General features: G+C 43.3%; 10 protein-coding genes. 6 read left to right on the top strand and 4 right to left on the bottom strand.

From position 1 onward, the window contains the following. From WAK81_RS08595 to WAK81_RS08585, 3 genes are all read left to right on the top strand, one after another. On the top strand, positions 1-286 hold a 286-nt coding region (locus WAK81_RS08595; RefSeq protein ID WP_422196479.1), incomplete at its 5' end, for a hypothetical protein. A gap of 109 nt (positions 287-395) precedes the next feature. Next, complete coding sequence (locus tag WAK81_RS08590) at positions 396-1,052, top strand: potassium channel family protein (RefSeq protein WP_005246545.1); 657 nt, start codon at positions 396-398, stop codon at positions 1,050-1,052. Then, positions 1,049-2,389 (top strand): TrkH family potassium uptake protein, encoded by a 1,341-nt coding sequence (locus tag WAK81_RS08585; protein WP_422196478.1) that lies wholly within the window; start codon positions 1,049-1,051, stop codon positions 2,387-2,389. Before WAK81_RS08590 ends, WAK81_RS08585 begins: the two co-directional genes overlap by 4 nt. A gap of 70 nt (positions 2,390-2,459) precedes the next feature. On the opposite strand, the gene WAK81_RS08580 is transcribed toward WAK81_RS08585, so the two are convergent. From WAK81_RS08580 to WAK81_RS08570, 3 genes are all read right to left on the bottom strand, one after another. Then, entirely contained in the window at positions 2,460-3,599 is a 1,140-nt protein-coding gene (locus tag WAK81_RS08580) for a phospholipase A (RefSeq protein ID WP_422196477.1), read from the bottom strand. Between the two features lie 21 nt (positions 3,600-3,620). After that, positions 3,621-6,560, bottom strand: a complete 2,940-nt coding sequence (locus WAK81_RS08575) for an insulinase family protein (RefSeq protein ID WP_422196476.1) — start codon at positions 6,558-6,560, stop codon at positions 3,621-3,623. Positions 6,561-6,725: 165 nt separating this feature from the next. After that, entirely contained in the window at positions 6,726-7,178 is a 453-nt protein-coding gene (locus tag WAK81_RS08570; protein ID WP_422196475.1) for a GNAT family N-acetyltransferase, read from the bottom strand. 276 nt (positions 7,179-7,454) lie between these two features. Between WAK81_RS08570 and WAK81_RS08565 the strand changes: the two genes are divergently transcribed. Genes WAK81_RS08565 through WAK81_RS08555 form a run of 3 tightly spaced genes read left to right on the top strand, consistent with a single transcriptional unit; the run spans position 7,455 to position 9,416 of the window. Next, positions 7,455-8,459, top strand: coding sequence for an adenosine kinase (locus tag WAK81_RS08565; protein ID WP_422196474.1), 1,005 nt, complete (start codon positions 7,455-7,457; stop codon positions 8,457-8,459). Positions 8,460-8,473: 14 nt separating this feature from the next. Beyond that, positions 8,474-8,782 carry a Rieske (2Fe-2S) protein gene (locus WAK81_RS08560; protein ID WP_004279797.1) on the top strand — a complete coding sequence of 103 codons (309 nt, stop codon included), beginning with the start codon at positions 8,474-8,476 and terminating at the stop codon, positions 8,780-8,782. A gap of 19 nt (positions 8,783-8,801) precedes the next feature. Continuing rightward, entirely contained in the window at positions 8,802-9,416 is a 615-nt protein-coding gene (locus tag WAK81_RS08555) for an OB-fold-containig protein (protein ID WP_422196473.1), read from the top strand. 50 nt (positions 9,417-9,466) lie between these two features. On the opposite strand, the gene WAK81_RS08550 is transcribed toward WAK81_RS08555, so the two are convergent. Beyond that, a partial coding sequence (locus WAK81_RS08550) for a YidB family protein (protein ID WP_422196472.1) occupies positions 9,467-9,946 on the bottom strand: 480 nt, incomplete at its 5' end.

The raw sequence follows: 9,946 nt of genomic DNA, 5'->3' as shown, positions 1-9,946 counted from the left end.
CAACCAATATCCCAAATTCGTTGTTTATATTTTCCTAGATCATTATAAAGAAGTGAAATTAGATCCTAAAATTTCAGCTTTTGTAAAAAGCTTTTCTTGTGCCTCAATCGACGATCTAAAAACTTATCCTCGACTCAAACGCCAAGCCACACTCAATATCATGAAGGATGATCATCATGAATTCGAATACATCATCCAAAACAGCTATGGAACCTTATATACACATCGTCAGGTTATGTCTGACTGTCCAAATTTTCAATCTGTACTTCATATGAAAGAAGTGTAAATACTTCAAAGATCTGTACTATTTTTACTTAAAAACTATAGCTGAGGAATCGCCTTCTCATTACCATAGCGGATATAACGAATGACATAAAGATAACGAAGGACAATCCATGGCATTATTTGCAGTCATCGGGCTTGGCAGTTTCGGTGCAACCGTGGCCACACAGCTCATCAGTCTGAAGCATGAAGTGATCGGGATCGATCTGAATAAAAAATATGTCGAAAATATTTCCGATCAACTGACCCATGCCGTGATTGCCGATGCAACCGATGAGCATGTACTGGATGAGCTGAACATTCAGCGCTGTGATGCCGTTGTCGTTGCGATTGGAGAGGATATTGAGGCCAGCATTCTATGTGTATTGCACTTAAAAAATATGGGCGTGAAGAAAATCTGGGTGAAGGCCAAATCCAAATCCCATCACATGATTCTGACCCATCTCAATGTCGAAAAAATCATTCATCCTGAAGAAGACATGGGTGTTCGGGTGGCCCAGTCTTTAAGCTATCCGATGGTCAGTCGCTATATGGCGCTTGAGGATGATCATTACATTGTCAAAATTGAAATTCATGCGGATCATCATGGTACGCCACTGAATCAGTTGATGAAGCATGCGCCTGAAATCACCACCTTATTACATAAACGCGGATCTACATTGCAATATCACGTAGATGCTAATCAGATTCTTCAAGAAGGCGATATTTTACTGGTTGAAGGATTACTGGAACCTTTGCGCCGTCTTGCTAAATATTTTAAACATCTATGAATAGTTCTGACTTAAAGCAACACAGGACGATTAACCTCAGTCCTCCGAGCTTACTGGCTTTGGGTTTTATTGGATTAATTCTAATCGGCTCATTGCTGCTGATGCTGCCCATTGCACATCATGGGGAAATCAGCTGGCTAGAAGCGATATTTACAGCAACTTCTGCTGTGACCATTACCGGACTATCGGTGGTGAATGTCGGTGAGGCATATACGGTATTCGGGCAGATCGTGATTATGTTTTTGTTGCAATGCGGTGGTTTGGGTTTTATGACTTTTGCCATTCTGGCAGTGATGAGTCTGGCACCCAAAATGGGACTAAAACAGCAAGTCATGGCACAGGAGTCGATCGGACAAACCAGTCTGAAAAAAGTCAGCTTTACCATCAAAGCCGTGTTTTTATATTCCCTGTTCTTTGAAGCAATCGGCACACTGATTCTGACTTTGGCGTGGCTCAAAGAATATCAGTTCAGCGATGCATTATTTTATGCAGCCTTTTATAGCGTCTCAGCTTTTAATAATGGTGGATTTTCACTTTTCCCCAACAGCTTGATGAGTTTTTCCGGCCAGTATTTAATTACTTTTACTATCAGTATGTTGTATATCATTGGGGGTATTGGCTTTTTAGTGTTGATGGATGTTAAAAAAAACAAGCGCTGGCGCAAGTTAAGTACTAACAGCAAGCTGATCCTCTCTACTATTCTGGGTCTTAACTTAAGTGCGTTTATCGTACTCTGGCTATTGGAGGCCTCTAATCCGCAAACTTTGGGCCTGATGAGTTTAGGCGATCAGGCCGTAAATGCCTGGTTCCATGCCACGGTTCCCCGCTCTTCGGGTTTTAATAGCTTGCCAATGGAACAAATGAGCGATGCATCCAGTCTCGTTACCATGCTGCTCATGTTTATCGGGGGCGGCTCCTTAAGTACTGCAGGCGGCATCAAGGTCGGAACGTTTATTATTGTGGTAATAAGCGTGATCAGTTTTTTAAGACGCGAAGATGAAATCCGGGTGTTTAATCATTCTATTCCGGAGAAAACCACATTTAAAGCCTTGGCCGTGGTGTGCATTACTGCTGCACTCATCATAATGGGCTTTATGAGCCTATTAATTCTGGAACCTGATCTTGATTTTCTGGACCTGCTGTTTGAGGCTGTTTCGGCGGCATGTACCGTCGGCTTGTCCCGGGGTGTTACTGAAGACTTACAACCGGCCAGTTTGATCATTCTGATGTTATTAATGTTTGCAGGTCGACTAGGGCCACTGACACTTGCTTATTTCATTGCAACTCCGAAAAAGAGCCGTATAAAACATCCTCCTTCAGAAATCCAGATTGGCTAAGTTTAGTTATAAAAAACCATGCCGCAGCATGGTTTTTTTGTTTAATCCTAGGATGATTAAACCTGGAATCTTAGAACCAGTTCATCAGGGAAATCCCTAATCCCACATAAGTGGCACGGTGATTATAATCAATCAGACTTTCGCCATAGCCGTCAAAAAGCTGGAATTGACCTCGCAAACGTCCACTAATCGGGAATGACCAGTCAAATTGTACTGCACCACGGTTATCATCTCCACCTTTTAAAGTATGACGCAGCATTAATGAAAAATCATGCTCGTTATATCGATAAAATGCAGTCATGTCTCCGCGTCCGATATAGTTTTTGATCTCGGGATTGTTATCGTCTTCTCGCTTCTCTTCAAAGCGATACCAAGGACGAACCATCAGGGCAAAATTGTCTTTTTCAAAACCAAAATTCAGCATCACCCGGTTCCAACTGCGCGATAGCGGATCAGAGCGGCCATTGGACTGATGGTTGAAAGTCAGGCCTAACATGCGCCAGTTAAGACCTAACAGGTCATAATTGGTACGCAAAACAAAACTAGCTTCTGGTTCATAATTGGTTTCACGAAATGGACGTGATTCTTCCGAGTTATACACCTGCCAACGCGAAGACTGGGTATAACCAAGCCACAGATCACCATTATCTCCCAAAATATTTTCAACTGCCTTGGTCTTTAAAGATAACTGGAACTTAGTTTCAGTTGAAGTGAGATTTTGGTCTTCTTTCACCGTGTTTTCTGGATTTTCACTTTGAGGGAATTCATTTTTCTTTGATGTCCAGAAACCTGGCATCAAATACACCGGCTGATAAGAACGAATGTTCCAGGTGCCTAATTTACTTTCCGGAGAGAGTTCCCAGCGGCTATCCAGCAAAGACAGATTCGGCGTCAGCTTTGATCCTTCAGAAGCATAAATATTGGAAACAGTTTGACCAATTTTCGCTTTTAAATTATCGGGTTCAGGCGCAATTTCTGCTGCTGCACGACGTTCAGAAACGATTGCAGGCTTATCGGTGACCGGGATTTTAAATAAAGTATCATAACAGGCCAGACGCTCTGCACTAATTTCCAGTGCAGCACAGGCTTCAGCCGTTGCCGGTGTGGGACTGTTGACTACTGTTTCTTCCGCATTCACTTGCGTCCCAACTGCACAGCCCAGCAAAACGCTCAGCTGTAGAGTTGAGCGCTTAAACGAATTAAGCGCCATCCCTTATCCTCTTTTTTTTATTTATAGAACTTGTTGAATTACAAAACCAAGCTGCTCCAGCGTTTCACGTTTTGCCACTGGCGCTACAACGGCTTTCGTCGCCTGCTGCTCAACCAGATAGGTCTGTGCAACACGCTGCAAATCATCCAGTGTGACATTCAATAAACGTTCACGTAATTTTTTACGGAACGCTGGTGTACGTTGATGCAAATAGGCATAACATGCAGTGATCGCTTCACCCGCCGGTGAACCTGGTTTATCCATGCTGGCAATCAGACCCAAAATGGCTTCTTCCAGTTGATGCGGCTGTTGCGGCCCGTTGAGTAACCACTGAATACTGGCATCAAAATCCTGGAAAGTTTCTGACAGACGTGGGTCACGGTAGCTATAGAAACGGAATGAACAAGCATTGCCGTCATAGCTGGCACCACCACCATAAGCACCGCCTTTTTCACGGATGGCGCTGTGCAGGAAGCCATTACGCAAATATCCAGCCAGCACCATCAATGCAGCAGCATCAGGGTGTGAGACTTCAACTGCCGGATAAGCAGCCGCACAGAACTGGACATTGGCTTGAATCAACCAGGCTTCGTGCTGATCATGGGTTACTTTTTCGACTTGAGTCAGTGCAACCGGTGCAGAATCCACCGCAAGTTTGTCCCAAACATTCTGAATTTCTTCAATCAGATGCTCAGATTGTGGTTCTTCACACACTAGCAGGAATTGCTTTGGTGCTTGCAATAAGACCCGATGAATCCGTTTTAATTCATCAATCAGCAGATCATATTCAGCCGGATCTTTTTCGATCTTAGACACCAGTTCGATCAGCCAGTTTAATGCGCCAAGACCGGTATTATGATAATCACGCAAAGCCAATGCACTATGCTGACGTGAAGCCGTTTGCATTGCATAACTATGTCCAGAACCGGAAATACGTGACTGCCAGCGTGTTTTACGCTGTTGTAACAGTTCAACAATACGGTCTTTCTCATCAAAACGAAGCTGTTCAAAACCAATCTTCAACAGACGGATCGCATCGAGATGATTCACCAAAGATTTGGTAGTCAACGTCAACCAGGCAGTAATCTTGTTTTTGTCATCGACTTTAGAACGCAAAGACGCGCCCATGCCTAGACCGCCACTTACCGCTGTTTGAAGCTGCTGAAACTCAAGATAATCATATTCACCCGCCCCCACTTCACCCATCAGGATTGAAAGCAGGTTAAAGTATGGCGACTGCACCACTTCATCCGGAATATTGACCAGAACCTGTTGATAATAAATACCATTGGTGCCGGCATGATACAGGTTCAATGGCGTATCGATGCGGTTACAAATAATCTCACGTAACTGGCCTTGAACAATTTGCAATTCCGCAGGGACATCTTCCAGACCGACTTTCGGCAATAAGTTCAAGTCATCCGGTGTGTCCTGACGAACATTTAATGCTTCAGTCTGGGCAATAATTTCAGCTTTTTGTTCTTCAGTCAGATTCTTGCCAATTTCAGCCAGACGCGCTTTTTCATCCGCTGCTTCTTTGGCAGATTTAGTCGCATCCGGAACCAGCGTCAGTTGGACACGATGTGGGTTATCCAGCAGATGCTCTTTGATCAGATTGGAAAGCCACATCGGATCTTGCAACTCTTCTTTAACTGCAGCAATCGCAGAATCCACATCCCAAACTTCGACCGGATCACGATGATGAATCGCGCTGCCCAAACCACTGAGGATCAGGCTCAGACCATACGGCGTACCATCTCCATTGATTTCACGCTGATGCAATTCGATTTGATGCAGGATCGCATCTACCATGTTCTGATCGACCGGTTTAGATGCAACATCTTCCAGAACCTTGAATACACCATTTTTAAATTCTTCTGCATGCTCAGGATTTGAACCCTGCACCGCACAGTAGAAAGTCATTTCAAAGTTAGAATCATCCACGCCCATGAATGGACCTGTTGCATCTGCATAACCACAAGTTTCCAGATAATGACGCAGTGGTGATGCTGAATCTTCTAACAAGATACCTTCAACTAAACGCATGCCCAAACGCAGTTTAATGTCACTGGCTTCTGGCAATAACCAGGACAGTACATGATAGGTCTTGTCCTGTAGATCTTCGGCATCAACCGCATAGCTGTCTGTAACCGTCAATGGTGCAGTCAGGCGGGTTTCAGGTGTTGGATAGAGCGTCTGACCTTTTTCAAATTTAGACAATGCCAAATTTTCAAACTGCTCTTGCAATTCGAATGCCGTTTTATTGCCAAAGGTCATGAAGACTGCATTACTTGGATGGTAATGTGACTTATAGAAATCAACCAACTCTTGGTAAGTTAGATCAGGAATATCTTTGGGATCACCGCCAGAATTATAGTGATAAGTCGTATTTGGGAATAAATGATGCGCCAGCGTGTGATACAGCTGGTCTGAAGGCGAACTCATCGCCCCTTTCATTTCATTAAAAACCACGCCTTTATAGACAGGCTCGCCATTTTCCAATTCAATGCGAATGCCTTCCTGAGCAAAATCCAGTGGATTCAGGTTCGCAGCAAATGCGGCATCCATATACACTTCAAGCAGATTCTGGAAATCTTTGCTGTTTTGCGTCGCAAATGGATACGCAGTCCAGTCCGCCGCAGTAAAGGCATTCATGAAGGTATTCAGTGAACGGCGAATCATCAGGAAGAATGGATCACGCACCGGGAATTTTTCTGAACCACACAGCGCAGTATGTTCCAGAATATGTGCTTCGCCTTTAGAATCCATCGGCTGGGTACGAAACGCCACCAGAAAGACATTTTCGTCGTGATTGGTCGCCAGATGATAATGCGTGGCGCCAGTCACTTTATGTTTATATTCAGACACGAAAATGTCTAAAGCTTCAACATGTTGTTGACGTACCAACTGAAACGCAGGATGTACAGTTTGAGAAATGGTTTCAGTGACATCTACAGTCATGCGATCTCCTAATGCTTTAATTAAAATAACTAAGCGCATTATAGCTTTAGTTATCTGAATTATTCACGTTGAAAACCAAGGATTTTGATCGAATTAAGTAAACTTGATCATTTGAAAATTAAATCATCAAATTTACTTCCTGCATCTAGATGAGTATTCACAAACTTAAGAAATCAGATATTTAAAATAGTTATAGCTTGGATTGTTTTCCACAAATACATAATTCTGCTTTTGATAAAAACTGGCAGCCAGCCGGGTATCTGTTTGTAAGCATAAAGCCGAATAATGCGGACGTGCCAATTGCTCTAGGTAAGCCAAAAGCTGTTTGCCTACCCCATGCTGACGATATTTGGGATGCACATAGAAACGGCGTACTCGACCAATCCGCTCTTCAATGCCGTTATCTCCCCATTGCTGGTTTAAGCCACCGCAGGCAACCAGTTTCTTGCCATTATGCGCCACCACCAGATATTCATTGGCGTGGCTAAAGCAGTTTTTCCCGGTGCGATATTCTTCTATTAACTTATCTACCAAATTATAGCCTTCTTTACGTGCCAGAGTTGCCAGTGTTTCGATCTGATCCGGGAGTTGTTCGGCTGTTACAATTTTAATATTCATATACGCACACTATTTGAAATTGTTGTGAAGAATGACAGTTGCCAAGCGACTTAAAGTATCATGCCAGGAGCGATATCTCTTTATAAATAAAATGTGATCCTTAAATCAATGCTGCAGCGCACCAGTGCACAAAAATAAGCCAGTTTTTAGACCAAAGATAGCTCCTGAACAAAATACAGCATTTTTGAAAATTATTTGAAAATGATTCAGCAAACTACAGCAATCCCAAGCAATCGTGTAAACTTAGGACTTTCATTTTTAATGTGATATTTGAACATGGCAACTGTTGATCTTTTTGCGATTGGTAATGCGCTGATTGACCAAGAATTTAAAGTTTCTGATGACTTTTTAACTGCACATCACTTGCAAAAAGGCACCATGCAACTTGCAGATGGTGAGACTCAGGCCACTCTTTATCAAAATCTTCAAGCGACTCAGGTTTATAAGGGTCAGGCTTCAGGCGGTTCAGCAGCCAACACTACCGTGGCATTTTCTGCGCTCGGTGGTTCTGCATTTTATGGCTGTCGTGTCGGAAATGACGAACTGGGACAAATCTATCTGAAAGGTTTGAATGATGCCGGCATTAAGACTACCACCCAATCGATCAGTGAAGGTGTAACAGGAACCTGTATGGTTCTGGTGAGTCCTGATTCTGAACGCACCATGCATACTTATCTGGGTATTACGGCTGAACTGACTGATCAACAAATTGATTTCAGCGCACTAAATAGCGCTAAATGGTTATATCTTGAAGGATATTTATCGACTTCTGAAACGGCACGTCATGCGGTAAAACAAGCACGTGATATTGCCCGTGCTAATGGCGTTAAAATTGCTCTAACTTTATCTGATCCTGCCATGGTGCAATATGCCCGTGCCGGTCTGGATGAAATGATTGCAGATGGCGTAGACTTGCTGCTATGTAATCAGCAAGAAGCGCTGATGTATACAGAAACAGATAATCTTGAGGCAGCCCTACTTAAATTAAAAGCAATCAGTCAACACGTTGTCATTACATTGTCAGCTGAAGGTGCACTCATTTCTGATCATCAGAATACCTTTACTGTTCCTGGTCGCAAAGTTACTGCAGTAGATGCCAACGGTGCCGGTGATGCTTTTGCCGGAGCTTTCCTGTACGGATTGAATGCTAATTTGGGTCTTCAAGCTGCGGCTGAACTGGCGATTCTCATTTCGAGCCAAGTGGTTTCACAATTTGGTCCGCGCTTGGCAGTTGAAGACTATGCGGCATTATTACAAGACTTTCAAAAGGAATGTGCTTAATGTTTAAAATTTGCATGACCGAAGACGTTCCGGAACGCGAAGCACGCTCTTTTGAGCTTCCTGATGGAGATAATATTTTTATCACACAGCGTGATGGCGCCTTCTATGCCTATCAAAACCTGTGTCCGCATTTGCAGGTCGAGCTGGAATTTCTGGAAAACCAGTTTCTGGATCGTGATCAAGAATTTATTGAGTGCTCCACGCATGGCGCCTTGTTTCTGGTAGAAAGCGGTGAATGCATTTCCGGGCCTTGCCAAGGTCAAGCACTTGAAAAAGTAGAGATTACCGTGCATTCTGATGGTGGAATTTACCTTTCAGAATAAGACCAAAACGGACTTCACCATGCCTGCATTTTTTCTAGATTATAACCTGATGCCTTTTCATCTGAGTTTATTGGCGATTATTCTGTTCGGTGTGGTGAAAACCATTGGTTTCTATTTTGGACTCAGACCCAGCAAGTTTCTGCAAAAAATTTCACCTTATGACTTTCAGCAGATGGATCTACTAAACGTCAAATTCTCCAAAACCTTGATTGTGTTTTTCTTCCTGATGAATTTTAGCTTTGCCGGCTATGTTTTACAGTTCCTGATCTATTCTCAGGAGTTCAAGTTTCTGCCTGCCTATTACCTGATTATTCCGGCTTTGATCATTGCGACTTTTTTTACTATTTTTATGATTCACTGTCTGGATCAGGTCATTCCACCTAAATATAAAAAGAACAATGTCAATTTACTCGGCCGTCTGGCGACGATTTCCAGTGGCAATGCCCGTCCCGGTTTTTCTGCTCAAGCACGGGTTCGAGATGAGTATGGACAACTGCACTATGTACAGGTGGAACCAGAATTTGGTGAACTCGGCTTCCAATCGCAAATTATTTTAATTCGCACCCGAAAATCTCATTATATTGCCAAAAAAATCTGTGACTCCAATCAGCTGTTTAGCCTGAAGCTGGATTAGAAATTTGAAAGCCTGTATAGACTGAAATCGGGATTTTTACATAATGGAATTTATTTTTTCAGAAGACCCGAGACCATACTCAGGACATTTTGAATATCATTATTGGCTTCCTGCTTACTGGTTTTTTCACCCTGTGGCGTCAGTGAGTCAATAATCTGCGGCAAGACTTGTGAAATTGCACTATACACATCCTGTTTAGGAACATGAGTTTGCTGTGCCACCTGTTCCACATCCTGATCATCAAACAGGTTTTGCACCTGCTGTGGATCAACATTGGCATTTTCACCAGGACCGGTTGACACCCAATCATCGACCTGGCTATTAAGTCCCTGTCCTTTGAGCTTGTCTAATGCACCCTGTAAACCACCCTGTTTTTGAATCCAGGCCAATACCAGAGGCAGCACCGCAATCAATAAGGTTTTGCCAGTCGAACCGCCTCCTAATCCTGAACGAGCTTGGGCAGCACCTTGATTACTTGTACCACCCAACTGACTGAGAACTGAACCCAAAATTGCACCCAAACCATTTTG

Origin of the sequence: Acinetobacter sp. (assembly GCF_049284435.1) — a bacterium.
Taxonomy (GTDB): Bacteria; Pseudomonadota; Gammaproteobacteria; order Pseudomonadales; family Moraxellaceae; genus Acinetobacter.
This window is presented reverse-complemented; position numbering and strand designations above follow the sequence as displayed.

Excerpts from the sequence above, each read along its gene's own strand:
- WAK81_RS08590 (WP_005246545.1), top strand. The coding sequence starts at position 396 with ATGGCATTATTTGCAGTCATCGGGCTTGGCAGTTTCGGTGCAACCGTG.
- WAK81_RS08585 (WP_422196478.1), top strand. The coding sequence starts at position 1,049 with ATGAATAGTTCTGACTTAAAGCAACACAGGACGATTAACCTCAGTCCT.
- WAK81_RS08580 (WP_422196477.1), bottom strand. The coding sequence starts at position 3,599 with ATGGCGCTTAATTCGTTTAAGCGCTCAACTCTACAGCTGAGCGTTTTG.
- WAK81_RS08575 (WP_422196476.1), bottom strand. The coding sequence starts at position 6,560 with ATGACTGTAGATGTCACTGAAACCATTTCTCAAACTGTACATCCTGCG.
- WAK81_RS08570 (WP_422196475.1), bottom strand. The coding sequence starts at position 7,178 with ATGAATATTAAAATTGTAACAGCCGAACAACTCCCGGATCAGATCGAA.
- WAK81_RS08565 (WP_422196474.1), top strand. The coding sequence starts at position 7,455 with ATGGCAACTGTTGATCTTTTTGCGATTGGTAATGCGCTGATTGACCAA.
- WAK81_RS08560 (WP_004279797.1), top strand. The coding sequence starts at position 8,474 with ATGACCGAAGACGTTCCGGAACGCGAAGCACGCTCTTTTGAGCTTCCT.
- WAK81_RS08555 (WP_422196473.1), top strand. The coding sequence starts at position 8,802 with ATGCCTGCATTTTTTCTAGATTATAACCTGATGCCTTTTCATCTGAGT.